Origin of the sequence: Brucella pseudintermedia (genome assembly GCF_008932435.1) — a bacterium.
Lineage (GTDB): Bacteria > Pseudomonadota > Alphaproteobacteria > Rhizobiales > Rhizobiaceae > Brucella > Brucella pseudintermedia.
The window spans coordinates 139,934-165,151 of sequence record NZ_WBWE01000009.1 but is presented as its reverse complement, the minus strand read 5'-3'; the positions used below and the strand labels follow the sequence as shown (position 1 = coordinate 165,151).

The following is a 25,218-nucleotide window of genomic DNA, read 5'->3' as shown; positions in this document are numbered from 1 at the left end:
TGCGGCGTTTTTGTTTCACGATGTTTTGCCAAGCAGCAGTCGCAGCGCTTCGGCGGTTTCGACAGGCGGCAGGCAGACATGTCCCTTGCAGAACCAGGCCGACGGATGCTCCACGTCTGCGGTTCCTCCTGTCGGGAGGTCTATCGTCTTGCCGGGTTCGAAGCGCACGAATTTATCCACGCGCCGGGGATCGGGATTTCGATTCGCTGTCGAAACAAGTTCTCCGTCATCCTCGGCGGCGACGACGAGCGAAAGTGGTTCGGCCGCAAAACGCGCCACGTTCAATATTCCGATCTGCCCATATTGCTGTGCGAAGGCCCGCCCAAGCGCCTGTTCGATCAAGGTCTCGTTGCTCTGATAAAGTTCGATATTGCCCGTTGCCAGAAACAGTCTTGTCAGCGCTTCGATGATCTGGCTGGTGGCGCTCGGAATGGCTTCATCGTAATCGCCATAGGCGTGCAGAATGACGTCATCGGCGTCCAGCGCGGATAGTCGATAATTACCGGCCCCATCAAGGTGCGCATCGTCAAGCGCCTTCTTGAACTTCAATGCGTCATCAATATAAGCCTGCTCGCTCGTTGCTTCATAAAGAGCGATAGCCCCATTGATCACCGATGCATAATCGGTCGAAAGGGCAGGGTAGAGAAGCGAGTTTTCCATGCAGCAGTGCGCGATGCGGCCGTCCCGAAAGCTGCTCGTGATGGAACGATAGGCCTCAACCGCAAGATTGATCCAGTCTTGTCTGCCAAAACTGCGGCCCGCTTCGGCCAGCGCGCGGATGGCAAGTCCGTTCCAGTCGGTCAGCGCTTTCTCGTCCCGTCCGGGACGTATTCGCAATTGCCGGCGCGCAAGCAGTTTTTGCTGCGATGCTGCTATTGATGGCGGCAGGATCGCGCTGTCATTGACCGCATGAAGGCGGTTCAGAATGTTGTGGCCTTCCCAGTTTCCGCCCGCCGTGACATCATAGTAATCCTTGAAGATTTTGCTGTCGTCGCCGAGGACCTCGTCGATTTCCTGCTCGCTCCAGACGTAAAACCGTCCTTCCTCGCCTTCGCTGTCTGCATCCAGACTGGATGCAAAGCTTCCATCGGACAGGCGCATTTCCCGGATCAGCCAGTTGATTGTCTCTTCGATTCGCAGACGAAACAAATCATTCCCGGTTTCGGCAAAAGCATAGGTCGCGTGGCGGATGAGCTGGGCATTGTCGTAGAGCATTTTTTCGAAATGCGGGACCAGCCATTCGGCATCGGTGGAGTAGCGGCAAAGTCCGCCACCCAGATGATCGTAAATCCCCCCCTGCAGCATCACCTTGAGCGAGAGGAGGAAATTGTCCCGATGTGTCTCGTTGCGGCTATAGAGCCATGACAGCCACAGATTGTCCATGAAAGGCGCGTTGGGGAACTTTGGCGCTCCCTCCAAGCCGCCACGGACCGGATCAATCAGGCTGCCGATGCGGGTGGCGATCTCGTCAAATCGCTCCACTTCATTCGTTACCGGGGCGATCTGCGCGGCCAGACGACCTTCCAGATGGTCGAAAACGGCTTGCGCGTTATGGTTAATTTTCTCTTTATCCTTGTGCCAGAGGTTATTGACCGCGTGCAGCACGTCGACAAAGCCGGGCATGTTGTGACGCTTGTGCCGCGGGAAATAGGTGCCGCCCCAGAACGGCTTGCCATCGGGGCGCAGAAACATGGTGAGCGGCCATCCGCCCTGCTGTCCCATTGCTCCCAGTGCTGCCATATAAATCTGGTCGATATCGGGCCGCTCCTCGCGGTCCACCTTCACATTGACGAAAAGCGCGTTCATCACCGCCGCGACGTCAGGATCCTCGAATGACTCATGCGCCATGACGTGACACCAGTGACAGGCCGCGTAACCAATGGAAAGCAGAATGGGCCGGTCGAGCTCCTTCGCCGCATCCAGCGCCTGCCTCTCCCACGGCTGCCAGTGAACAGGATTGTCGGCATGCTGGCGCAGATAGGCGCTCGTTTCATCGGCGAGGCGATTGCTGCCAGCGAGGCGATTGCGGTCTGGTTCTGTCATAGGGCTTTTCTTTCACTGCGCGAATGAATATGCCATTCTTTCAGCAATAGTGGCTGCTTCATGCTTATAATTATAGGTCAGGAAATGGAATGAGCGAGGTCGCTTCCCTCCAAGACACGATTCTTACTTTATCGAGCGGGCGTTTGCCGTCCGGCGTGGCTGTTGTGCGCATCTCTGGCCCGCGCGTTCGATTCGTGCTCGAAACGATAGTCGGTGCCGTTCCGCCACCGCGCAACGCAGCTTACAAGCTATTTCGCTCCCGTAATGGCGATCCAATCGATCGGGGACTGGTGCTGTTTTTTCCCGGTCCGAACAGTTTTACCGGAGAGGATTGCGCCGAATTTCATTTGCACGGCGGCAAAGCGGTTGTCGAAAAGCTGCTGACCGAACTGAGCGAGCTGGCAGGGTGCCGCATAGCTGAAGCCGGCGAGTTTACGCGCCGGGCCTTCTCCAATGGTAAGATGGATTTGACCATTGCCGAAGGTCTAGCCGATCTGATCGCGGCGGAAACCGAAGGACAAAGGCGTCTTGCCTTGCAGGTGGCTTCTGGCACGCAGCACGAACTTTATACCGAATGGCGTCAACGGTTGTTGCGTGCGCGCGCCTTCATCGAGGCGGAGCTGGACTTTGCCGATGAAAGCGATGTGCCGGGTTCGGTGTCGGAGCAGGTCTGGCAATCGCTGGCGCTACTAAAGAGCGAGATCGAAAACCATATTGCAAGCGGCAAACGTGCTTCCATGCTGCGCGATGGATTGCACGTCGTTATTGTCGGCGCACCAAATGCCGGTAAATCCAGCCTCTTGAACTTTCTTGCCGGTCGCGAAGTGGCGATCATATCGGAGGAAGCGGGAACCACCCGTGATCTTCTGGAAGTCAAACTCGATCTTGGCGGCATTCCGGTTTACGTGACCGACACGGCAGGCCTGCGTGAGACGGAAAGCGTGATTGAAAAGATCGGTATTGAGCGCGCCCGCGCTCGCATGGCCAACGCCGATCTGGTGTTGGTGCTGGAAGATATGAATGATCCCATCCCGATCGCAACTGAGGAAACCTCCGCAGCTTTGTGGACGGTGGGCACAAAAGCCGACTTGAACGACACATCATCTAGCGACTGGACCTATCGAATCTCGACGAAATCCGGGGAGGGGTTGGACCGACTGCTCTCCGATCTGCAAGCATTTGCGGAAGCCCAGATCGGGCAAATCGAAGATGCGGTTCCTACGCGCCAGCGCCACATCAATCTGTTGCGCTCAACGGTGACGGAGATCGACAGAGCCCTGGCGGGCACACATCTGCCACTGGAACTTCGCGCCGAGAATATGCGTTTGGCTTCCCAGTACCTCGGACGGATTACCGGCGACGTCGATGTAGAGGAAATTCTGGACGTCATTTTCTCGCAATTCTGCATCGGTAAATGATTCACGTGAAACACGGCGCGCAATCGTTGCCAAGATTGTTTCACGTGAAACATCTGTGGAATATCGCCGTTCCGATTGACTCCCTCACGCATTCATGAGTCGAACCCGGATATTTGATCGCCCCGGGGCTCACTTTGATCTTTCGTTTCAAACCCATTCGTGGCAAAGAGACATCTTTCAGAAACGGATTCGAGTTGCGTCAGGATGAACCAAATGAGTTCGACCGAAGCTACAGCCTTTGATGTCATTGTGATCGGCGGCGGCCACGCGGGATGCGAGGCCGCTTCTGCTGCTGCGCGCGCAGGCGCCAAGACGGCGCTGGTGACGCATCGCTTTGATACGATTGGCGTCATGTCCTGCAATCCAGCTATCGGCGGATTGGGCAAGGGGCATCTTGTGCGCGAGATCGATGCGCTTGACGGCCTGATGGGTCGCGTCGCCGATGAAGCTGGCATCCAGTTTCGCTTGTTGAACCGCCGCAAGGGGCCTGCCGTCCGTGGCCCTCGAACCCAGGCCGACCGCAAGCTTTATCGGCTCGCTATGCAGAAGATGATTGCCGCGCAGGACAATCTGACTGTCGTGGAGGGCGGTGCACAAGACCTGCTGGAACAGGATGAGCGCATTGCCGGTGTTGTTCTGTCCGATGGACGGACCCTGACATGCGGTGCCGTTGTCTTGACGACAGGCACATTCCTGAACGGCTTGATCCATATTGGCGAGAAGAAAATTCCGGCTGGCCGCATGGGTGAAAAGCCAGCGCTCGGCCTGTCCGAACGCCTGACATCGTTCGGCTTTGCGCTCGGACGTCTCAAGACGGGCACCCCGCCGCGACTGGATGGCCGCACCATTGACTGGCAAAGCCTGGACATGCAGTCTGCCGACGAAGATCCTGTGCCGTTTTCGCTGATGACGGATCGGATCACTACGCCGCAGATCGATTGTGGCATCACCCGCACAACCCCGGAAACCCACGCTATCATTCGCGCCAATTTGCATCGTTCGGCGATGTATTCAGGCTCGATTGAGGGGATTGGTCCTCGTTATTGCCCGTCCGTGGAAGACAAGATCGTCAAGTTTGGTGATCGCGATGGCCACCAGATATTTCTTGAACCGGAAGGTCTGGATGACGATACCGTTTATCCAAACGGCATATCGACGTCGCTGCCCGAGGACGTGCAGCTTGATATATTGAAGACGATACCAGGGCTTGAAAAGGCCAGTATGCTGCAACCCGGATATGCGATTGAATATGATTTCATCGATCCGCGCGAGTTGAAGCGCAGTCTTGAAACCCGGAAAGTCACCGGCTTGTTTCTGGCCGGACAGATCAATGGCACGACCGGCTATGAAGAAGCTGGCGCGCAAGGTCTTCTCGCCGGCATCAACGCCGCGCGCCGGGCGTCGGGCGGCGAACCCGTCATTATCCAGCGCACCGAGGCCTATATCGGCGTCATGGTCGATGACCTGACATCGCGCGGTGTCAGCGAGCCTTATCGCATGTTTACCTCGCGGGCCGAGTTCCGTCTGTCGTTGCGTGCGGACAATGCCGATCAGCGTCTTACGCCGCTGGCAGATAGGCTTGGCATATTGGGGCAGGCCCGCAAAGAGCGCTTTGAAGCACGCGAGGCGGCGTTGGGCGCGGCGCGGTCGCTAACCCAATCGTTGACGATCACGCCCAATCTCGCCAATCGCTACGATTTGCGGCTCAATCAGGATGGTGTCCGCCGGTCGGCCTATGATCTCCTGTCCTATCCGGAAATCGATCTCAACCGGCTGAAGTCCATCTGGCCTGAACTGGAAGCCATCGATCCGACAACGCGGGAAGCGCTGGAAATCGAGGCGCAATATGCTGTCTATATGGACCGCCAGAAAAGCGACATCGCGGTGATGGAGCGCGAGGAGCAACTGCTTATCCCGGCGGGATTGGATATTGATGGAATATCCGGTCTTTCCAATGAGTTGAAGCACAAGCTCAAGCAGCGCAAGCCGGAAACAATCGCCGAAGCGCAGCGTGTCGATGGAATGACCCCAGCGGCACTGGCGCTGCTCATCGCACAGATCAAGAAGTTCGGTTATCGCCATAAGGCGGCTGCGGGCTTCATCGAAGGGCAGGGCGCTGCATGAGCGCCGATACCCGTTTTGAGAGCCTGAAAGCAATTGTTCCCGCTGTTTCACGTGAAACAGTGGATCGTTTGATTGCCTTTGAAGAACTATTTCGCAAATGGTCGAAGGCGATCAATCTCGCATCGCCCTCGACCCTGAATGAGTTGTGGACGCGGCATATTCTGGATAGCGCCCAGCTCTTTCCGCTGGCGAGTGACGCCAAGAAATGGCTGGATATCGGCTCCGGCGGCGGGTTTCCGGGCATTGTCACGGCCTGTTTCCTCGCAGATCAACCCGGTAGCGCTATCGATCTTATCGAGAGTGCGGGGAAGAAGGCGGCGTTTCTGCGCACCGTAGCCGGCCATCTGAACATCCCGTCACGCATTCACTCAGCGCGCATAGAAGCGATGTGGCAGAAGATCGAGACCCCGCAGGTGGTTACGGCGCGCGCATTGGCATCGCTGAGCGATCTCTTTGGTCTGGCCGAGCCGTGGCTGACCAATGGTGCCAAGGCTCTCTTCCAAAAAGGTCGGGATTATCAGCGCGAGATCGATGAAAGCCGTGTCGGTTGGAGTTTCGATCTGGTACAACATCAAAGTGCTATCGATCAGGCTTCGGTTATTCTCGAAATCAGCAATCTTCGGCGCAAGACCGATTGATGGCTGAAAATTTCGAACGGGCGGGCAGCAGCAAGGCGACGGTGATGAACAGAATGTCCAGGATCATAACCATTGCAAACCAGAAGGGCGGCGTGGGCAAGACGACCACCGCCATCAATCTGGCCACGGCCTTGGCCGCTATTGGCGAAACGGTATTGATCGTCGATCTTGACCCGCAAGGCAATGCCAGCACCGGCCTTGGCATCGATCGCCGCAATCGGCCATTGTCATCCTATGACGTGCTGACGCAGGAATCGTCCGTTCCGGACGCCGCAATGCCGACCGATGTGCCGAACCTCCATATCGTGCCATCGACGCTTGACCTTCTCGGCATCGAAATGGAAATTGCGCAGTCAGCCGACCGCACGCGGCGCCTGCGCGACGCCTTGCGGTTTGATTCCGGCGTGTCCGAGCGCTTTTCCTATGTGCTGGTCGATTGTCCGCCATCGCTTAATCTTCTGACGCTGAACGCAATGGCGGCAGCCGATTCCGTTCTGGTGCCGCTGCAATGCGAGTTTTTTGCGTTGGAAGGCTTGAGCCAGCTTTTGCAGACCGTCGATCAGGTGCGGTCGTCGATCAATCCCGAGCTATCGATCCAGGGGATTGTGCTGACCATGTTCGACAGCCGTAACAATCTTGCCGCGCAAGTGGTGGATGATGTTCGCTCTTTCATGGGCGAAAAGGTCTATCGCACCGTCATTCCACGCAATGTGCGTGTGTCGGAAGCGCCGTCACATGGCAAGCCAGCCATTCTTTATGATTTGAAATGCGCTGGCAGTCAGGCCTATTTGCAACTGGCATCGGAAGTTATCCAGCGTGAGCGGCAATTGCAGGCCGCATGAGCTGATCGATTCGATGGCGAAACAATTCAGGAATAAGCCGAACGATGAATGACGATCCTTCAAAGAAGCGCCTTGGCCGCGGATTAGCGGCGCTGATCGGTGAGATCGACCGCCCTGCTGAAGAGCGGAAGGCACCGGTTCCCATCGAGCGGAATGTTCCGATTGAGTTCGTGACGCGCAATCCGCGCAATCCGCGCCGCATGTTTTCGGAAGGCGAACTGGAAGATCTGGCGCAGTCGATCAAGGAACATGGCGTTGTGCAGCCGATCGTCGTGCGCCCCGCACCGGGCCAGCCCGACCGCTTCGAGCTGATAGCCGGTGAACGCCGCTGGCGCGCGTCACAGCGCGCCGGTGTCGATACGATCCCGGTCATTGTTCGTGATGTCGATGACCGTGTGGCACTTGAAATCGCGATCATCGAAAACGTGCAGCGCGCCGACCTGAATGCGGTTGAAGAAGCGCTTGGATATCAACAGCTTATCGACAATCACGATTATACGCAGAACGATCTGGCACAGGTCATCGGCAAAAGCCGCAGCCATGTCGCCAACACGCTGCGCCTGCTGAAACTGCCGCAGCCTGTGCAGGACTTCATTGTCGATGGCGCGCTTTCGGCAGGTCATGCCCGCAGCCTCATCACGATGGAAAACCCAACCGCACTGGCGGAGCGGATCGTCAAGGAAGGCCTGTCGGTTCGTCAGGTCGAGGCGCTTGCGCAGGCGGAAGCACGGGGTGGCGCCGAAGCCAAGCCAGGCAAGGCAGGTCCGGTCGAGAAGGATGCCGACACCAAGGCGCTCGAAAAGCTGCTTTCTGATGTTACCGGCATGAAGGTCGAAATCAATCATCGCGATCGGGGCGGTGAGGTCAAGATACGCTATAGTTCTCTCGAGCAACTCGATGAGATTTGCCGTCGTCTCCAGAGCTGAACTTCGAAGAAATATATAAACTGAAAGCTCGCTGCTTATATTTGCGGCGAGCTTTTTCGTTTGTATCGAAAAAATACCAGAGGTGACTGATAGATTATTCCCTGCATCTCAAGTCGAAGTACTCTATCTATTTTCTTTTCGCATTACCCAACGCAAAACCGCTACGCTGGAAATGCTTTGCTATCGCCGGGCATTTCGAAGCGATTCTACCCCGATTGCTAGCAAGCACTGCCGGATGATCGGAATGGCAAGGCCCGCATTCTGGCGGCTTTCGAGAACGGCGCGTTGCAGGCGCTCCATCACGCGTGCAAGGCTTTCGCCGCTCCAGCGACTGACCGCATTCTCAATCAGCTTCTTGCGGTTGAAGAAGATCGGCGGGCGTGCCGCCGCCACAACCACGGAGGCGCTTTTGCGCTCCGTATCGGCGATATGGCGCAAGGTTTGCACCTGCTGGAACTGGCGCATCGCCGTGTTGAGTACGAGAAAGGGCGCGGTCCCGGATTTCACCACGCGGTCAAAGGAAACTTCGAAGCGTGCGAGATCGCCCGCCAGAACAGCGTCGATCACCTCATCGGTGGAAAGCCCGGCGACATCGCCCACCGCTTCACGCACATCGTCTATATCGATCCGTTCCTTGCCGCGGGCATAAAGGCAGAGCTTTTCAAGCTCGCCGCGCGTGGCGAGACGATCACCGCCAAGGCTGGCGCGCAGGAGCTGGCGACCGTCAAGCGTGATCTGCATCTTCCATTCGGCCAGAACGTCGTCAATGACGCCGTCGATCCCACGGCTGTCGTCGGAATAACAAGGCAGGGCCATGCCCGCAGACGCGTTCTCCACAGCGCTGCGCAAACCCGCACCCTTCTTGAGATCGCCCGCCTCGACAAGCACGAAAGTTTCCTGCGGCGGCTCGGTCGCAAGCAGCTTGATCGCTTCGACCAGCTTCTTCTGGCCAGCGGCGTTCTTGATCCAGATCAGGCGCTGGCCGCCGAACATGGAGATCGTGCGGGCTTCGTCGGCGAGCTTCGCCGGGTCGGCCTCGATCTCGTCGGCTTCCATGCGAATGACGGCAAATGGATCGTCCAGCGGCAGCTTGCTGGCTTCGGCAAAACGGCGTGCGCGTTCGCTCACCAGCCCCTTGTCGGGTCCATAAAGCAGCACGACCGGGAACGAGCTCGTCGGCCTTGCTAGAAAACTGTCGACTTCATTTGCTTTTTTCTGCGCCATATCCGGTTCTTAGAACATTTCGAGCAGAAACAAAACAGCCGCCGGTCGGGTCGACGGCGGCTGTGAAACATAGCTATTTGCGATAGCTATTCAATCAGAAGCGCATCGTCATCGAGCGTCTGGCCGCGCACCTTGCGGAACATTTCGATGAGGTCTTCAACGCCGAGCGTCTTGCGCTTGTCGCCGGTCACGTCGAGCAGGATCTTGCCGCCGTGCAGCATGATCGTGCGGTCGCCATAATCCAGCGCCTGCCGCATGGAGTGGGTGACCATCAGCGCGGTCAGCTTGTTTTCCGCTATGAGTGTGCGCGTCAGTTCCATGACGAATTCGGCCATGCCGGGATCAAGCGCTGCCGTGTGTTCGTCGAGCAGCAGGACTTCCGAACCGGAAAGCGTCGCCATGATGAGCGAGAGCGTCTGCCGCTGGCCACCGGAGAGCAGTTCCATGCGGTCGTGCATGCGGTTTTCCAGCCCCAGATTGAGGCTTGCCACGCGCTCGCGGAACCAGGCGCGACGGTTCGAATTGAGTGCGTGGGTGAGGCCGCGCGCCTTGCCGCGTGAGGCAGCCAAGGCGAGGTTTTCCTCGATGGTCAGCGTGCCGCAGCTTCCGGCCAGCGGGTCCTGGAACACGCGGGCGACCAGACCGGCGCGGTCGGCGGTGGATTTGCGGGTCACATCCTTGCCACTGATGACGACATTTCCGGCGGTGGGGATGACATCGCCTGCGAGAACGCCCAGCATTGTCGATTTGCCGGCGCCGTTCGAGCCGATGACCGTGACGAAGGAGCCCTGATCCATGGTCAGGTTGATCTTGTTCAGAACCTGTTTTTCAAGCGGAGTGCCGCGACCGAAGACGACATCGAGATTGGAAAGTTCGATCATGCGGATGCTCCTCCGCGACGCAGGCGCGGCAATATCAGGGCGAAAGTGACGAGAAGGGCGGTCGCGATGTTGAGATCGGATGCCTGCAGGCCGAATGCCGATCCTTTGGACAGCGCAAACTGGATGGCGATGCGGTAGATGATCGAACCAAGCACACAGCCAAGCAGGATGACCAGTATGAAGCGGCTGCGTAGCAGCGTTTCACCGATGATGACCGCGGCAAGGCCAACCACGATGGTGCCCGCGCCAGAAGTCACATCGGCAAAGCCGTTTGTCTGCGCGAAGAGCGCGCCTCCGAGCGCCACCAGTGCGTTGGAGAGCGCCATGCCGAGATAGATCTGCCGGTCGGTGCGAACGCCCTGGGCGCGCGCCATTCTCGGATTGGCGCCGGTCGCGCGCATGGCAAGCCCCATGTCGCTTTCCAGAAAGCGCCAGACGAGGAAGACCGCGATGGCAACCAGCACGAAGAGAAACAGCGGGCGCACATAATATTCGGGAATACCATGGCCGAAGAACGGCGTCAGCATGGTGTCCTGGCTGATGAGCGAGATATTAGGCGCCCCCATGACGCGCAGATTGACCGAGAACAGCGCGATCATGGTCAGGATGGAGGCGAGAAGATTGAGAATCTTGAAACGCACGTTCAGCGTTGCGGTCACAAGCCCGGCAGCGGCACCGGCAATCATGGCGATGGCTGCGGCGAGCCAGGGATTCATGCCTCCGAGGATCAGCACGCCGGTGACGGCTGCGCCCAGCGGGAACGAACCGTCAACCGTCAGATCGGGGAAATCGAGGACACGGAACGCCAGATAGACGCCGATGGCTACAAATGCAAAGACGAGGCCCAATTCGACCGCACCCCAGAAGGCGATCTGACTCACAATGTCATTCCTTGTTTCTCGCCGCGACCAAAACGAACGACTTCCGCTACAGGGCGGCTTTCATCGTCGGCGTTGCGAAAACCGGGAATTCCCGGATGGTCCGCTCGGCCAGATTCAGTCACGACCGGTTTGTTCTGAGTTCGCTTCCGGTGAGCCTGTCACCCGAAACATTTCCCCGGTTTATGCTTGCAAAGCCTCCCGCGTCCAGCCGGACGCGGGTACTGCAAATTCCCTTTGCCGCATTGCTTGCGGTTCCTTGCTATATCGCTTTGGCGATACAACGCAAAACGCCGCAGCACGCAAGCATTATCGCTGCAACTGCGCCAAAAAGCGCTATTGTGTGGGAGCGTTACAACGTTCGTTGAATTTCAAAGCCATGTTGTGAATCCCGTATAATTGCGGTTTATGGCGCCGGGTTATCCCTTGCGGCGATTGCATTGTTATGAAAAATAGAATATAGAACGAATTATACTTTTAAATATCGTCCATTATAATGAACAAATAAAGTAATATAAATTTATAGAGGAATATTAATGAGAAATAATTCTTCATTGTTGGACTCTGTTAATCGCTATGGATTGATAAGCCGCATATTTCACTGGTCAATGGCTGTTTTATTTATCTTGCAGTTCGGTATCGCAATTACGCTTTATCTGTCGGGAGAGGGTGCTTTAAGCGATGCGCTTTGGCCGCTGCACCAACAAGTCGGGTTCACTTTGTTTTTGTTGGCCTTTCTGCGTGGAATATGGGGAATTCTGAATATCGGTCGCCGGCACCACACGCCAGGACTGTCGGGAAAACTGGCCGCCGCCGGGCATTTGGTTATTTACGCTCTCATGCTCCTGGTGCCTTTGCTGGCGCTGATGCGGGCGGCAGGAGATCAATACGGTTTTTCGTTCCTCGGCGTAGAAATATTTACGCCTGCTGTTGTGGAAAATACGGCGCTGACGGCTCCCGGCAACGCAGCCCACAGCTTGCTGGGCTGGGTTTTGTTAGTGGTGATAGCAGGGCATGTAGTGATGGCTATGCTTCACCACTTCGTGTTGGGGGACGACACGTTTCGCAGAATGATTGGTCAAGAATCGAAGCGGTGATCAGTGATGCGCGGACAAAGCATTTCCAGCAAAAGTGCGAAGCGGTTTTGCGTCGGATATGCGGTAAAAACAAAAGGTTGGAGCGCGTCCTATCTGATCGAGCAGGAGCAGAAATCAGTCCGGCGGACTGATTTCCCTGCGTGAAGCGCTCTGCCGGTCAATCAGCGGCTGATGAGGAAATCACTTCCATTCGCGCCCTTCCACCCCAGCTTGGGCGCGTCGCAATATTCATTGAATGTCCGACTATGGTGTGTATTCGCACAGTCCGCCTGGCTAGCGCGAACATCGTTTTGCGCAGCACTCACGCATCCCGCTCCTGTTACCATTATGGCAACAAGCAACGCAGCATTGATGAACTTCATTTTTCTACAGAACCCATGTTTAAAGCAGAATGGTACGAGAAAATTTCAGTAGCTTTTCACTGAAAATTACTTATCATTCATTGTGGTTGACGATTTATACAAATTATGTGAGTGTTTACTCACATTGTCTACTCGCATTCGGAAAAATCGCGACATGGCCAAACTGCGCGCCACAAATCCCAGAAAATCCGCCTCGCAGGAGAGGTCAAGAATGACCGTCGAAGCGATACTGGATGCCACTGCTCGTGTTTTGGTGCGTGAAGGTTATGCCCGGACTAGCACAAACCGCGTCGCCGCGGTCGCCGGTGTGAGCATCGGGTCGCTCTATCAGTATTTTCCAAACAAGGAGTCGCTGGTGGCGGCGCTTGTTGCACGGCACAATCGCGAAATTCTGGCCTTGCTTGAAAATGCCATGCGGGAATGCGCCTCGGACGACCTGAACAGCGCTATGCGGGAACTCATTCGCGCCATGATCGCCGCGCATCGGGTTGATCCCGAGCTCCACCGCATCCTGAAGGAAGAAGTCCCCAGAATCGGAAAACTGGCCGAGGTGGAAGCGATCCGCAAGGATACGCTACATCTGGTTCGGCATTATCTCGAAGAATGCAGGGACGACGTTCAGCTCAAGGACCTTGATACGGCTGCGTTCATTTGCGTAACCACCGTGGAGACGCTGACCCATGCTATAGTTCTCAACGATTGCGGGCATTCCCTGTCCGATGAGGACGAGATTGTGGAACATATTACCCGGATGGTCGCGGGATATCTGGGCACGGCACCGCTGCCCATCCGCCCTATCTTGAAAGAAGCGGCCTGATCCCGGTTTTGGCGCATGGCCTCGCACATGATGGATGTGGCCCGGCATGGAGCGCGTTTCGATCCGATTGGACCAGACCGGCGCTCCAACTTCTTCTATTTCAAGCATAATCTTATCGATCCTCGTTTCACTCCGGTCGGATTATGCTCTAAAATTGGAAGTCCTCTATTTGTTTTCTCGGCATTTCCGAACGCAAAACCGTCTCACACTTTTGCTGGAAATGCTCTGTCTCTACGCATTATCCGACGCAAAACCGCTTCGCACTTTTGCTGGAAATGCTCTTAAAGCCGGTAGAAGTTTGTTCCGACATTTGCATCGACCGGCGACGCAAATGTCGGAGACGGCTCGCTGGATCAGTCGATCTTGCTGGTGGCGCGGTCGATGACGGCCTGCGGGAACTCGACGCCCATCTTCTTGGCTGCACCAAGATTGATGACGAGATCGGTACCCTTGGCGATGTCGACCGAAATGTCGCCCGGCTTTTCGCCATTCAGAATCTTGACTACGACGGCGCCGGTCTGCTTGCCGACATCGTAATAGTTGAAGCCAAGCGCAGCCACTGCGCCGCGCTTCACGGAATCCGTATCGGCGGTGAAGAGCGGCAGCTTGCTTTCCTCGGCAACGCCGACGGCGCTTTCGAGAGCCGAGACGATGGTGTTGTCGGTCGGGACATACATCGCATCCGCACGGCCAACGAGCGCACGGGCAGCGCCCTGGACTTCAGCCGACTTGGTGGCGGCCGATTCAACGATTTCGATGCCTTCGGCGGAAGCAGCTTCCTTCAGCGCCGCCAGAAGCGACACGGAATTGGTTTCGCCGGAATTGTAGAGATAGCCGAGCTTCTTGATGTTCGGCATCACTTCCTTGATGAGCTTGATATGCTCCGCCACAGGCGACATGTCGGAAAGGCCGGTGACATTGCCGCCGGGCTTTGCCATGTCCTTGACGAGCTGCGCGCCGACCGGATCGGATACGGCGGTGAAGACCACCGGAATATCGCGGGTGGCCGAAACGACGGCCTGTGCCGACGGCGTGGAGATCGGGACGATCACGTCCGGCGCTTCGCCGACGAACTGGCGGGCGATCTGCGCTGCGGTGGCCGGGTTGCCCTGTGCGGACTGGTAGACGAATTTCAGATTTTCGCCTTCCTTGAAGCCTGCTTCGGCCAGCGCGTCCTTCACGCCGTCGCGGGCGGCGTCGAGGGCCGGATGTTCAACGATGGCGGTTACGGCGACGGTGGCGTCTTTTGCCTGTGCCGAAGTGGCAATGGCCGTTGCGGCCAGCAAGGCCAGAAGCATAGAACGCATGAAAATCTCCCCTGTTTTGGTGCGTTGCTTATCGGCAAACACCTTTTCTCCAATAACCTCAGATTGAAGGTTTATCCGCCAGATTTGAGGCTTAATCGGCTCCGGATAGACTGTCAACGTATCCGAAGAAGGTGCGGTTGCTTCCCGCGTGAAAGCTGCAGGTTGCGAATACTGAACACTGTGTCCGTGTTTGGCACCCTTCCAATCGTGCCCTGCGCCGCCATATTGGACAGGAACCAAATTTTTGCCCGCAATCAGGGAACATCATCATGAAGAAAATCGGCTTTCTTTCCTTCGGCCACTGGTCGCCGTCGCCGCAATCGGGAACCCGTTCGGCAAGCGATACACTTCTGCAGTCGATCGATCTGGCCGTCGCCGCCGAGGAATTGGGGGCCGATGGCGCCTATTTCCGCGTGCACCATTTTGCGCGGCAGCTCGCTTCGCCCTTTCCGTTGCTTGCAGCCATTGGTGCCAAAACCAGCAAGATCGAGATCGGCACCGCCGTCATCGACATGCGGTATGAAAATCCGCTTTATATGGTCGAGGACGCGGGCGCTGCCGACCTGATCTCCAAGGGCCGCTTGCAGCTTGGCATCAGCCGCGGCTCGCCGGAACAAGTGATCGATGGCTGGCGTTATTTCGGCTATGCGCCGGAAGAAGGCAAGACCGATGCCGATATGGGCCGCCAGCATGGTGAGGTGTTTTTCGAGGCGCTGAAGGGGCAGGGCTTTGCCCAGCCCAATCCGCGCCCGATGTTTCCGAACCCTCCCGGTCTGCTGCGCCTCGAGCCGCACTCGGAAGGCCTTCGCGACCGGATCTGGTGGGGTGCTGCATCGGATGCTACGGCTGTGTGGGCGGCAAAGCTTGGCATGAACCTGCAAAGCTCGACCTTGAAGAAGGACGAGTCTGGCGAGCCGCTGCATATCCAGCAGGCCAAGCAGATTCGCGCCTATCGTGAAGCCTGGAAGGAAGCCGGACATACGCGCACGCCGCGTGTCTCGGTGAGCCGCAGCATCTTCGCGCTGGTCGATGATCGCGACCGGGCCTATTTCGGCAATGGCGGCAAGGAACAGGATTCCATCGGTTATATCGAGGAAGACCTGCGGGCCGTCTTCGGGCGGTCCTATGCTGCCGAGCCTGACCAGCTGATCGAGGAGCTGGCCAAGGACGAGGCGATTGCCGAAGCCGATACGCTGCTTCTCACCGTGCCGAACCAGCTTGGCGTCGAGTACAACGCGCATGTGATCGAGTCGATCCTCAAGCATGTCGCGCCGGGTCTCGGCTGGCGGTGACGAGTTGGAAACAGGCGGCGAACCCCGCCTGTTTTCACGATATGCCGTGAACGGCCAGAAGCATTCTCGTGCGGCGGATGGCCAGCTCAGACTGGTCGAGCATATTCCGCCTGGCATGGTGAAATCGGTCTGGAGGCTGTTGAACCAGGCGAGGAACACGACGCCCGGCTTGTAATATTGCATAATGCGTAGCGCTTCAAAAACCATGCGCCGACCATTCTGAAGAGCGAAGAGGGTCCGGATATTCGCGGCCTCGATCCATCCGTCGGTGGTCTTTGCATAGGAACGGAACGCACGGAGTGTGGCTCCCCCGACCGGTCGGTAGATCGGGCACCGAAGTCCGCTTCTTCTGCTTGATCACCGTCTTTGGATTGATCTCCTAGAGCTTCGAGAGAGCCTCAGGCTCTCTTTACTATTTTGTATTGCTCGACGGTTTGCCTTCGTGACGCGACGCAGCCATGTAGGATTTGTCCCACGGTCAATCCCTCCAAACGTGAGAGAAGATTGCACCAGTAAAGTCCGGTAATACCTATTCCCTTTCGATGGGCTCAAAACGCAGATACCCTACCACACCCGACCCCTTTCGGTGCGGATTGTCGGACGGGTGGTTCACGCCGTCGCTGACCGGAACGGCTCTGAAATCGAAAGGCGAAACGCCTTCGAGGCAGGCAGCGTTGATGCCGTACTGGCGCGGATTGGAGCGACGCTGGTGGAATGTGTAGATCCCGCATTTCGAGCAGAAATAATGCTTCGCCACGGCGGTATTGAACCGGTAGAGGGTCAGTGCGTCCTCGCCCTCAAGGATTTCCAGCCCGTCCAGATCGGCTGAAACGGCCACAGCGCCGCGCATCCGGCAATAGGAGCAGGTACAGCGTCGCGCGCTGTGCAGTCCATCGGAAAGTTTTACGCGGAAACGCACGGTTCCGCAGTGACATGCCCCATTGGCTTCCTTGATATCGGGATTCATTTTCTCTCCTCGCATTTGCACGAAAGCTATTTTCTTTTTTGCCGGTTTACCACCGCCGAAAACCGATTAAATTCGTTGCCGGAATTATATCCGGGAGGGAGCAGTTATGGGTGAGTTCGCAGTCGTGACGGGAGGTAGCACCGGCATCGGGCGGCATCTTGTCTCCGCCTTTGCGGAAGCGGGCTACACGGTGGCGTTCAGCTACAGGCACGATGACGAAGCTGCGCAATCGCTCGTGGAAGCCATCGAGGAGGCTGGCGGTCAGGCGCTGGGGCTTGGCTGCGATGTCGGGCGGCACGCCGAGGTTGAAGCCTTTTTCGATGAGGTTTGCGACTGGTTCGGCGATGCGCCGGATGTGCTGGTTAACAATGCGGGTATCCAAACCTGGGCTCCCTTGCTGGAGCTTTCCGAAGAGGGCTGGGACGATGTCATCCGCACCAATCTGAAAGGCTGTTTCCTCAACACCCAGGCTGCAGCCAAACGCATGGTGGAGGCCGACAAGGGCGGCGCCATTGTCAATATCGGCTCCGGCTGCAACAAGCTCGCCTTTCCAAAGCTCGTCTCTTACACGGCATCGAAGGGTGGCATAGAGCAGTTCACCAAGACTTCGGCCGTGGAGCTCGGGCCGCACGGCATTCGGGTGAACTGTGTTGCGCCCGGTGCGATCCTCAATGAGCGGACGGCGGAAGAGCAGCCCGATTATGCGGGCACCTGGGCGCGCATCACGCCGCTACGGCGGGTCGGAACGGCAGAGGACATTTCGGGTCCGGTCCTGTTTCTTGCTTCCGACGCAGCGCGGTTCGTGACTGGCCAGACGATCTGGGTCGATGGCGGTGTCTTTTCTCAGGCCAACTGGCCGTATGAGGGATAATGGTTGGGTGGTGATCCCGACAGGAATCGAACCTGTGACCTACAGATTAGGAATCTGTCGCTCTATCCTACTGAGCTACGGGACCAACCGATGCGCATTTGCCGGTGATTCCGGCATCGCGAAGGCTTTCAGACACATACTGTTTTTCATGCCGGTCGCCAACCCCGCAAAAGCGGGGCGGGCGGATTTATTCCGTTTCAGGCGGCAAGCGCCGTTTCCGCCAGAGCCACGAAATAGCTCACGCCATAAGGAATGGCATCGTCATTGAAGTCATAGGCCGGGTGGTGAAGACCGGGCGTGTCACCATTGCCGAGGAAGATGTAGGCGCCGGGACGTGCTTCCAGCATGTAGGAAAAATCTTCCGCCGCCATCATCGGCTCGACATTCTCGTCCACCTTGCCTTCACCGGCAACCGAGCTTGCGATACGGGCGACAAATTCCGTCTGCGTATCGTGGTTGAAGGTGACCGGATAATTGTTCTTGTAGCGCACGCTGATTTCCGCGCCGGTAGCGGCAGCGATACCGCTCGCCGCTTCGCGGATGCGGCGTTCGGCAAAAGCGCGGGTTTCCTTTTTGAGCGTACGGACAGTTCCGGACAAGGTCGCCCTTTCCGGGATCACATTATAGGCCTCGCCCGCCATGAACTTTGTCACCGAGATGACGAGCGAATCGAGCGGATCGGTGTTGCGCGAGACAATGCCTTGCAAGGCGATCATCAATTGGGAACCTGCAAGGATCGGATCGATGGTGCGATGCGGCTGTGCGGCGTGGCCGCCGCGCCCGGAAATGAAAAGGTCGAATTCGTCGGTCGCAGCCATGATCGGGCCTTTTCGCATCGCGAACTGGCCGACCGACAGGCCCGGCATATTGTGGACTCCGTAGACTTCCGTAATGTTATGGCGGTCCATCACGCCGTCCTCGACCATGGCGAGGCCGCCAGCGCCGCCTTCTTCGGCTGGCTGGAACAGGAGCGCGACCGAGCCGCGGAAATTGCGGGTTTCTGCGAGATATTGCGCCGCGCCCAGCAGCATGGATGTGTGCCCGTCATGGCCGCAGGAATGCGCCTTGCCGGGATTTTGCGAGGTCCATTCGACGCCGCTCGTCTCTGTAATGGGCAGTGCATCCATGTCGGCGCGCAAGCCGATGGCCGGGCCGTCGCCGTGGCGGCCCTTGATGATGCCGACCACGCCGGTGCGACCGACACCGGTTTCCACAAGATCGCAACCGAAGGATTTCAGCTTGTCTTCGACAAATTTTGCAGTTTCGTGCACGTCATAGAGCAGTTCAGGATTCTGGTGCAGTTTTCGCCGCCATGCGGCGATTTCCGCTTGCATTTCAACGGCACGATTCAACACTGGCATTTTCTGATGGCTCCCCGGATTGGGCATGATTTGAAGGGGGCAGGATATGACGTTTCGGTGAAAGCGGGCAATCCCTGTTTGCCTTTTCATCGCCACATGGCATAGATAAAGAAAACGTTAATCTCCCCATTATGTCGCGCTTCGGACCCGCAAAAGTTGCAGGCTATTTCGATTGGAACTACGGAATGATGTCGAAATCATTGAAAATCTGGTTTGCAGTTGCTGGCCTGTCCGCTGCCGCACTGGCATCCGCTGAGGCCAATCCATCGATTGCAGTGGATGTGGCGACCGGTAAGGTCTATGCGCAGCAGGAGGCATTCCAGCGCTGGTATCCAGCTTCGCTGACCAAGATGATGACGGCCTATGTGGCATTCCGTGCACTTCAGTCGGGTCAGATGACGCTGGAATCGCCGGTGCGCATGACGGTCAACGCCGCTAAGGAGCCGCCGAGCAAGATGGGCTACAAGCCCGGATCTGTCATGACGCTCGATACGGCACTGAAGATCATGCTGGTGAAGTCGGCAAATGACGTTGCGGTTGCGGTTGCCGAAGCCGTGGGCGGAACGGAATCGGCCTTCGTGCAGCGCATGAATGCGGAAGCCCAGCGTATCGGAATGGTCGGCTCGCATTTCGCCAATCCGAACGGTCTGCACGATCCGAACAATTACACGACAGCACGCGATCTGGCGGTTCTCGCCGTGCAGCTTCGCCGCGAATTTCCGCAATATGCACATTATTTCGCGACCGAAGCGATCGATCCGGGCGCAGGCAAGAAGGTGCAGGCCAATTATAACATCCTGCTTGGCCGCTATGACGGTGCGGACGGCATGAAGACCGGCTTCGTCTGCGCATCCGGCTTCAATCTTGCAAGCTCGGCCACCCGAAACGGCAGGACCGTGCTGGCAATCGTGCTTGGCGCCGACCGGCAGGAAGCGCGTGCGGTTCAGGCCGCGCAACTGATGAGCGATGCTTTCCGCGCTAGTGCGGGCGGCGGCGTGACGCTGGCGACGCTGCGTCCGACGGCGGGCGCCAATCTCAACCAGGCCACCGATATGCGCAAGGCGATCTGCAGCCAGGAAGCGATGGCCGACCGTTGGGATGGCCGCGATGTCGAGGGCAAGCTGAAAATCAATTCGCCCTATATCCATGCGATGGATCGTGATCCGGTTCCGGTTCGCGTCGGTCTGGTGTCGGAGCCGGGGCCGATCACCCGGGCGAGCCAGCTCGATATTTCGCAGATTCCCGTGCCGATGCCGCGTCCGCAGCGGGCAGCGGGTGTGACAACGGCCGTCAACTGACATGCGAAATCCCATTCCCGTTTCCGTGCTGACCGGCTTTCTCGGTTCAGGCAAGACCACGCTTCTCAACCGGCTTCTGAAAGACCCGGCGCTATGCGATACGGCGGTCATCATCAATGAATTCGGCGAGGTCAGCATCGATCATCTGCTGGTCGAGCAGGCGAGCGAGGGCGTGATCGAGCTTGCCGACGGCTGCTTGTGCTGCACGGTGCGCGGCGAGCTGGTCGATACGCTCGCTGACCTTATTGACCGCCTCCAGACCGGACGCATCAAGGCGCTGAAGCGCGTCATCATCGAAACCACCGGTCTTGCTGACCCGGCGCCGCTGCTGCATTCGATCATGGGACATCCAGTGCTCATGCAGGCTTTCAGGCTTGATGGGGTTCTGGCCACGGTGGACGCCGTCAACGGCATGGCGACGCTCGACAACCACGAGGAAGCCGTCAAGCAGGTGGCAATGGCCGACCGCATCGTGCTGACCAAAACCGATCTGCCGGAAGCGCAGGCAGGATTGGCGGCGTTGAAGGCGCGTCTCCATGCGCTCAATCCTGGCGCGGATATTCTGGAGGCGTCTGAGCAGCGCACAGGCTACGCCGCGCTTTTCGAATGCGGGCTTTATAACCCGGAAACAAAATCGGCGGATGTTCAGCGCTGGCTGAGGGCGGAAGCCTATGAGGATGAGCATCATGGTCATGACCATGTGTGCGGGCCGGATTGCGATCACGACCATCATCAACATGATCACCGTCACAATCAGGGCCACGCGCATCATCATCACCATGACGATGCGATCCGCTCCTTCTCGCTGCGTCACGACGCGCCGATCCCGCTGTCAACCTTCGAGATGTTCCTCGATCTTCTGCGTTCGACGCATGGCGAGAAGCTTTTGCGGGTGAAGGGCATTGTGCAGATTGAGGAAGACCCGGACCGTCCGGTGGTCATCCACGGGGTGCAGAAGATTTTCCACCCGCCCGCACGCCTGCCACAGTGGCCGCAGGACAAGCATGAGACGCTTCTGGTAATGATCGTAAAGGATCTGCCGGAAACCTATGTGCGTGAACTTTTCGACGCGTTTTTGGGACGCCCGGCGCTGGACAGGCCGGACCGTGCCGCGCTGACCGAAAATCCGCTGGCTATTCCCGGTTTTTCGCCCCGGAATTGATACTTACTTCTTGCGAATGAGAAAGCGTTGCAGCGTGCCTTCTCGCTGCTGCGCGATGAGGGCGTGGCCTTCCTGCGTGCAGAAATGCGGCACGTCTATGCCTGACAGCGGATCGGTCGCTTCCACCCAGAGAAGCGCTCCGCTCGGCATTTTTTCCAGACGATTGCGGGTTTTCAAAACCGGAAGGGGGCATTTAAGCCCCCTCAGGTCGTAGACAGGAATGTCCTCCTGCCGGGCTATCAATTCCCGATGATCTTCCACCACGGCTTTTTCGGTTCCGCGGCCGCGACAGGTGCCGTTTGTTCGGCATTCTGCGTCATTGTACTGGCGGTCGTCATTGGGGAGACTTGCGGAGCGGCGGCTTGTGCAGACGCTGCCGGGTTTGGCTGCGGTGCGGGCACGGGTGCGGTCTGCGTCGTCGGCTGAGCCGGAGCGGCAGACGGCTGCGGCGTTGCAGCAATGGCTGTCGGCTGTACGGATGGCGTTGCCGGGCGAATGTCCGGCGCGCCCGCCTTTTCAGCGGAAGCCGGGGAAAGCGATGGCGGCTCGCGCGTCACCTTTTCGCCGCGCGCGCGGGCGGCAGACCAGGCAGAGACGAGCTCGGCTTCGGCAATGCCCTGAATGGACGGTGCCGGTGCCTTCTGCGCAGCGCTGAAAGCGGACTGATAGGTCTTTTCGTAAGACGCATAGGACATGGCCTCGCTGCCAACAGAGGGTGGGCAGGCATCAGTCGGCGAAAGCGGCTGACCGTCGGGCGTGGATACGTTGAAGACGTAACGCTTCTCGCAGACATCGACCTTGGGTGGAACCTTGGTGGTCTCAAACGCGTCGTAGCCCTGCTTCAGCATCTTCCAGAACGAATAATTCGGATCGTTCCTGTAGCGCGCCATGTTGGCGGCGGTCATGCGGAAGGGGAACGCCTGAATCTGGAAGTCGCGCTGGCCGCCCTTGAAGGCGTCGCGTCCGAAGGCGTAAATCTCGGCGACCTGTTCGTCGGTCATCGAATAACAGCCCGATGACGAACATGCGCCATGCACCATCAGGTGCTGGCCCGTGCGGCCATTGGCGCGGTCATAAGCATTCGGAAAGCCGATGTTGAAAGCAAGATAGTAATTCGAGTTGGGGTTCATCTGGGACGGACGGACGGTGTAGAAACCTTCCGGCGCCTGGCGGTCGCCCTCGATATATTTGGGACCGAGCTTGCCCGACCATTTGCAGATTTCATAGGAAGCGATCTGGTCGTATTTGCCGTTGTTCTTCTGCTTCCAGACTTCGAGAATGCCTTCCTCTTTAAAGATGCGTACCATGATCGGCGAGGTGCGGGTCATGCCCTTCGCCTTCATCTTGGCTACGATCTTTTCCGGAAGCGGCTTTTCAGCCCTGAGGCTCAGGTCGGATACGGACGAACCCTGGCAGCCGGCGAGGAGCGCGGTTGCCAGTAAGGAGCCTAGAATTGCGGTTCTGATCTTCATGTCGCATCAAGTCTGTTAGAGCTACGCCAGAGACTTTATGAGCAAAAGTCGATTTCCTGAAGGTCCGATCCTATAAACGAAACCTTACGGTATCGTTTATAAAACCTTGCTCAGATAGCTAAAACCCGGCGCGTCGGCAATATGGCCGAATTTCCAGCATGATGCAAATCCGGAAAACGCAGAACTTTCCAGATGAACTATCGATCAGTGACGGTGAGAATCAGATGTTGCGACCGATCTCGAGGAACTTCTGGCGGCGTTCCTGCTTCAGCGTTTCGCCGTCAATATCCTTCATTGAACGCAGTGATGCGGCGATGATGTCGCCGGTGGCGTCGATCACGGCTTCCTTGCCGCGATGCGCGCCGCCCATCGGTTCGGGAATGATGCCGTCGATGATCTTGAGATCGAAGAGGTCCTGCGCGGTGATGCGCATGTTGGAGGCAGCATCCTTGGCGCGGGTCGAATCATGCCAGAGGATGGAGGCAGCGCCCTCAGGCGAGATCACCGAATAGATCGAATGCTCAAGCATGTAGACGCGGTTTGCAACGGCGATTGCAATCGCACCGCCAGAGCCGCCTTCACCGATGATGATCGAGATGACCGGGACGCGCAGCTTGAGGCACTCTGCCGTCGAGCGGGCGATGGCTTCTGCCTGGCCGCGTTCCTCGGCGCTGACGCCCGGATAGGCGCCTGCCGTATCGACAAAGGTGATGAGCGGCAGTTGGAAGCGGTCGGCCATTTCCATGATGCGGACGGCCTTGCGGTAGCCTTCCGGACGGGCCGAGCCGAAATTGTGCTTGAGGCGCGTCTTGGTATCGGAACCCTTTTCCTGTCCGATGATCGCGACTGCCTGACCGTTGAAACGGCCGAAACCGGCCTGAATGGCTTCATCATTGGCGAATTTGCGGTCACCGGCAAGCGGGGTGAATTCGGTGAATAGCCGGTCGATATATTCCAGGCAGTGCGGACGGTCTGGATGGCGGGCGATCAGCGCCTTCTGCCATGGGGTCAGCTTGCGGTAGATGTCCTTCAGCGCGTCGGCTGAACGCTTCTCGAGGCGACGAATCTCGTCGCTCATCTCGACGCTGCCCTGTTCCTGCGCGAGCTTTTTCAGCTCAAGAATCTGGCCTTCAAGGTCGGCGACGGGTTTTTCAAAGTCGAGATAGTTGTACATCGGGCCTGACTGTTCGTGCGTTTTACAAAGGGATGTGCCGCTTTAAAGGCAGCCTCAAAAAGGCTGATTTACGGCGCCTTACATATTCACTGCGGGCTCATCTTGCAAATTTTCGATTTTCTCATAGCCGCACAATGGCTAATCGGCAAGCGGATGATGCTCGCTGACAAGCTTATGCAGTCTTTCCTCAAGCACATGCGTATAAATCTGGGTGGTGGAAATGTCGGCATGGCCGAGCAATTGCTGCACGGTGCGCAGATCGGCGCCGTTCTGCAGCAGGTGGCTGGCAAAGGCATGACGAAGTACGTGCGGCGAGATGGCGGCTGCCGACAAGCCTGCTCGCGCAGCAAGCCCTTTCAACTCGCGGGCGAAAACCTGGCGCGCCAGATGGCCGCTTTCCGAAAAAGCCGGAAACAGCCATGGATTATCGTCGCTGCCGGGCAAGGAATCCCGCAAAGTCAGAAAGCGCTGCAGCGCTTCGCGCGCCTTGGGCGAAAGCGGAACCATGCGTTCCTTGGAACCCTTGCCGCGCACCAGCAGAAAACGATGGTCAGTGCGCGCGACGGTGACGGGCAGGCCCACAAGTTCCGAGACGCGAAGCCCAGTGGCATAAAGTGTTTCGAGAAGCGCATGAAGGCGCAGCGCCTTGATGCGATCAGCCGGTTCGCCGGGCTTATCGGCTTCAAGCACCGCCCGGTCGAGGAGCCGGGTAACGTTTTCGACGCTCATGATCTTGGGCAGCGGCTTTTGCTTTTTGGGCGCGTCGACGGTGCCGGTGGGGTCGTCCTGTCGATAGCCTTCCGAATAGAGAAAGCGGAAGAACTGGCGCAGCGCCGACAGGCGCCGGGCCTGCGAGGTGGCGGCAAAGCCTTCCGTCGCCATGGCATCGATGGCGCTGCGGATATGGTCCGGCCCGGCCTCCGTGAGATTGACGCCGCGGGCTGCCAGCACATCCGCCACCGCTTCAAGATCGCGCCGGTAGGATTCAAGCGTGTTTTCCGCCGCTCCGCGTTCGGCGCTCATCATTTCCAGAAAATTCTCGATCGCCAGCGATGCGCGCATCG

Annotated in this window: 22 protein-coding genes, 1 tRNA gene and 1 pseudogene; 11 read left to right on the top strand and 13 right to left on the bottom strand. The window is 57.8% G+C overall.

Going from position 1 to position 25,218, the window contains the following annotated elements; all coding sequences use genetic code 11:
- Window positions 1-15: 15 nt before the first annotated feature.
- Complete coding sequence (locus F9K78_RS13350) at window positions 16-2,043, bottom strand: thioredoxin domain-containing protein (RefSeq protein ID WP_151682234.1); 2,028 nt, start codon at window positions 2,041-2,043, stop codon at window positions 16-18.
- Window positions 2,044-2,132: 89 nt separating this feature from the next.
- Here F9K78_RS13350 and mnmE point away from each other — a divergent pair, with 89 nt between their 5' ends.
- From mnmE to F9K78_RS13320, 5 genes are all read left to right on the top strand, one after another.
- The gene (gene mnmE / locus F9K78_RS13345) at window positions 2,133-3,461 is read left to right on the top strand and encodes a tRNA uridine-5-carboxymethylaminomethyl(34) synthesis GTPase MnmE (RefSeq protein ID WP_122066717.1); all 1,329 of its coding nucleotides are present in this window, start codon (window positions 2,133-2,135) and stop codon (window positions 3,459-3,461) included.
- A gap of 213 nt (window positions 3,462-3,674) precedes the next feature.
- Window positions 3,675-5,585 (top strand): tRNA uridine-5-carboxymethylaminomethyl(34) synthesis enzyme MnmG, encoded by a 1,911-nt coding sequence (mnmG, locus tag F9K78_RS13335; RefSeq protein ID WP_151682233.1) that lies wholly within the window; start codon window positions 3,675-3,677, stop codon window positions 5,583-5,585.
- A complete protein-coding gene (gene rsmG, locus F9K78_RS13330) occupies window positions 5,582-6,223 on the top strand; it encodes a 16S rRNA (guanine(527)-N(7))-methyltransferase RsmG (protein WP_121986873.1) in 642 nt (213 codons plus the stop codon). The genes mnmG and rsmG overlap by 4 nt, the downstream gene beginning before the upstream one ends.
- 44 nt (window positions 6,224-6,267) lie before the next feature.
- A complete protein-coding gene (locus tag F9K78_RS13325; protein WP_121986903.1) occupies window positions 6,268-7,065 on the top strand; it encodes a ParA family protein in 798 nt (265 codons plus the stop codon).
- A gap of 44 nt (window positions 7,066-7,109) precedes the next feature.
- Entirely contained in the window at window positions 7,110-7,991 is an 882-nt protein-coding gene (locus F9K78_RS13320) for a ParB/RepB/Spo0J family partition protein (protein ID WP_121986874.1), read from the top strand.
- Window positions 7,992-8,171: 180 nt separating this feature from the next.
- Here F9K78_RS13320 and holA read toward each other — a convergent pair whose 3' ends face one another.
- The 3 genes from holA to F9K78_RS13305 form a co-directional block, all read right to left on the bottom strand.
- Window positions 8,172-9,215 (bottom strand): DNA polymerase III subunit delta, encoded by a 1,044-nt coding sequence (gene holA, locus F9K78_RS13315; protein WP_121986875.1) that lies wholly within the window; start codon window positions 9,213-9,215, stop codon window positions 8,172-8,174.
- 86 nt (window positions 9,216-9,301) lie between these two features.
- Window positions 9,302-10,096: an ABC transporter ATP-binding protein gene (locus F9K78_RS13310; RefSeq protein ID WP_121986876.1), complete on the bottom strand. Its 795-nt coding sequence runs from the start codon at window positions 10,094-10,096 to the stop codon at window positions 9,302-9,304.
- The gene (locus tag F9K78_RS13305; RefSeq protein WP_121986877.1) at window positions 10,093-10,977 is read right to left on the bottom strand and encodes an ABC transporter permease; all 885 of its coding nucleotides are present in this window, start codon (window positions 10,975-10,977) and stop codon (window positions 10,093-10,095) included. The genes F9K78_RS13310 and F9K78_RS13305 overlap by 4 nt, the downstream gene beginning before the upstream one ends.
- 533 nt (window positions 10,978-11,510) lie before the next feature.
- Between F9K78_RS13305 and F9K78_RS13300 the strand changes: the two genes are divergently transcribed.
- Together F9K78_RS13300 and F9K78_RS13295 are read left to right on the top strand one after the other, a co-directional pair.
- Entirely contained in the window at window positions 11,511-12,071 is a 561-nt protein-coding gene (locus F9K78_RS13300) for a cytochrome b (RefSeq protein ID WP_121986878.1), read from the top strand.
- Window positions 12,072-12,644: 573 nt separating this feature from the next.
- Window positions 12,645-13,250, top strand: coding sequence for a TetR/AcrR family transcriptional regulator (locus F9K78_RS13295; RefSeq protein ID WP_121986879.1), 606 nt, complete (start codon window positions 12,645-12,647; stop codon window positions 13,248-13,250).
- Between the two features lie 353 nt (window positions 13,251-13,603).
- Here F9K78_RS13295 and F9K78_RS13290 read toward each other — a convergent pair whose 3' ends face one another.
- Window positions 13,604-14,557 (bottom strand): ABC transporter substrate-binding protein, encoded by a 954-nt coding sequence (locus F9K78_RS13290; RefSeq protein ID WP_121986904.1) that lies wholly within the window; start codon window positions 14,555-14,557, stop codon window positions 13,604-13,606.
- A gap of 269 nt (window positions 14,558-14,826) precedes the next feature.
- On the opposite strand from F9K78_RS13290, the gene F9K78_RS13280 reads away from it, so the two are divergent.
- Window positions 14,827-15,849 carry an LLM class flavin-dependent oxidoreductase gene (locus F9K78_RS13280; protein ID WP_121986880.1) on the top strand — a complete coding sequence of 341 codons (1,023 nt, stop codon included), beginning with the start codon at window positions 14,827-14,829 and terminating at the stop codon, window positions 15,847-15,849.
- A 93-nt stretch (window positions 15,850-15,942) separates the two neighbouring features.
- Here F9K78_RS13280 and F9K78_RS22355 read toward each other — a convergent pair.
- Both F9K78_RS22355 and F9K78_RS13270 read right to left on the bottom strand, forming a co-directional pair.
- Window positions 15,943-16,059 (bottom strand): annotated as a pseudogene (locus F9K78_RS22355) (DUF993 family protein); the annotation flags it as partial.
- Window positions 16,060-16,378: 319 nt separating this feature from the next.
- A complete protein-coding gene (locus tag F9K78_RS13270; protein WP_121986881.1) occupies window positions 16,379-16,816 on the bottom strand; it encodes a GFA family protein in 438 nt (145 codons plus the stop codon).
- Between the two features lie 106 nt (window positions 16,817-16,922).
- Here F9K78_RS13270 and F9K78_RS13265 point away from each other — a divergent pair, with 106 nt between their 5' ends.
- Window positions 16,923-17,687, top strand: coding sequence for an SDR family NAD(P)-dependent oxidoreductase (locus tag F9K78_RS13265; protein ID WP_121986882.1), 765 nt, complete (start codon window positions 16,923-16,925; stop codon window positions 17,685-17,687).
- A gap of 8 nt (window positions 17,688-17,695) precedes the next feature.
- On the opposite strand, the gene F9K78_RS13260 is transcribed toward F9K78_RS13265, so the two are convergent.
- Both F9K78_RS13260 and F9K78_RS13255 read right to left on the bottom strand, forming a co-directional pair.
- Window positions 17,696-17,772, bottom strand: a tRNA-Arg gene (locus F9K78_RS13260).
- A 112-nt stretch (window positions 17,773-17,884) separates the two neighbouring features.
- Entirely contained in the window at window positions 17,885-19,048 is a 1,164-nt protein-coding gene (locus F9K78_RS13255) for a M20 aminoacylase family protein (RefSeq protein WP_121984972.1), read from the bottom strand.
- Window positions 19,049-19,233: 185 nt separating this feature from the next.
- On the opposite strand from F9K78_RS13255, the gene F9K78_RS13250 reads away from it, so the two are divergent.
- The gene (locus F9K78_RS13250) at window positions 19,234-20,346 is read left to right on the top strand and encodes a D-alanyl-D-alanine carboxypeptidase family protein (RefSeq protein WP_121985010.1); all 1,113 of its coding nucleotides are present in this window, start codon (window positions 19,234-19,236) and stop codon (window positions 20,344-20,346) included.
- 1 nt (window position 20,347) lies between these two features.
- Complete coding sequence (locus F9K78_RS13245; RefSeq protein ID WP_121984971.1) at window positions 20,348-21,508, top strand: CobW family GTP-binding protein; 1,161 nt, start codon at window positions 20,348-20,350, stop codon at window positions 21,506-21,508.
- Between the two features lie 3 nt (window positions 21,509-21,511).
- Here F9K78_RS13245 and F9K78_RS13240 read toward each other — a convergent pair whose 3' ends face one another.
- The 4 genes from F9K78_RS13240 to xerD form a co-directional block, all read right to left on the bottom strand.
- Window positions 21,512-21,769 carry a sulfurtransferase TusA family protein gene (locus tag F9K78_RS13240; RefSeq protein WP_235925423.1) on the bottom strand — a complete coding sequence of 86 codons (258 nt, stop codon included), beginning with the start codon at window positions 21,767-21,769 and terminating at the stop codon, window positions 21,512-21,514.
- A complete protein-coding gene (locus tag F9K78_RS13235; protein ID WP_121984970.1) occupies window positions 21,748-22,980 on the bottom strand; it encodes a L,D-transpeptidase family protein in 1,233 nt (410 codons plus the stop codon). Before F9K78_RS13235 ends, F9K78_RS13240 begins: the two co-directional genes overlap by 22 nt.
- A gap of 220 nt (window positions 22,981-23,200) precedes the next feature.
- Window positions 23,201-24,154: an acetyl-CoA carboxylase carboxyltransferase subunit alpha gene (locus F9K78_RS13230; RefSeq protein WP_121981181.1), complete on the bottom strand. Its 954-nt coding sequence runs from the start codon at window positions 24,152-24,154 to the stop codon at window positions 23,201-23,203.
- A gap of 138 nt (window positions 24,155-24,292) precedes the next feature.
- Window positions 24,293-25,216, bottom strand: coding sequence for a site-specific tyrosine recombinase XerD (gene xerD / locus F9K78_RS13225; protein ID WP_121984969.1), 924 nt, complete (start codon window positions 25,214-25,216; stop codon window positions 24,293-24,295).
- Window positions 25,217-25,218 lie beyond the last annotated feature (2 nt).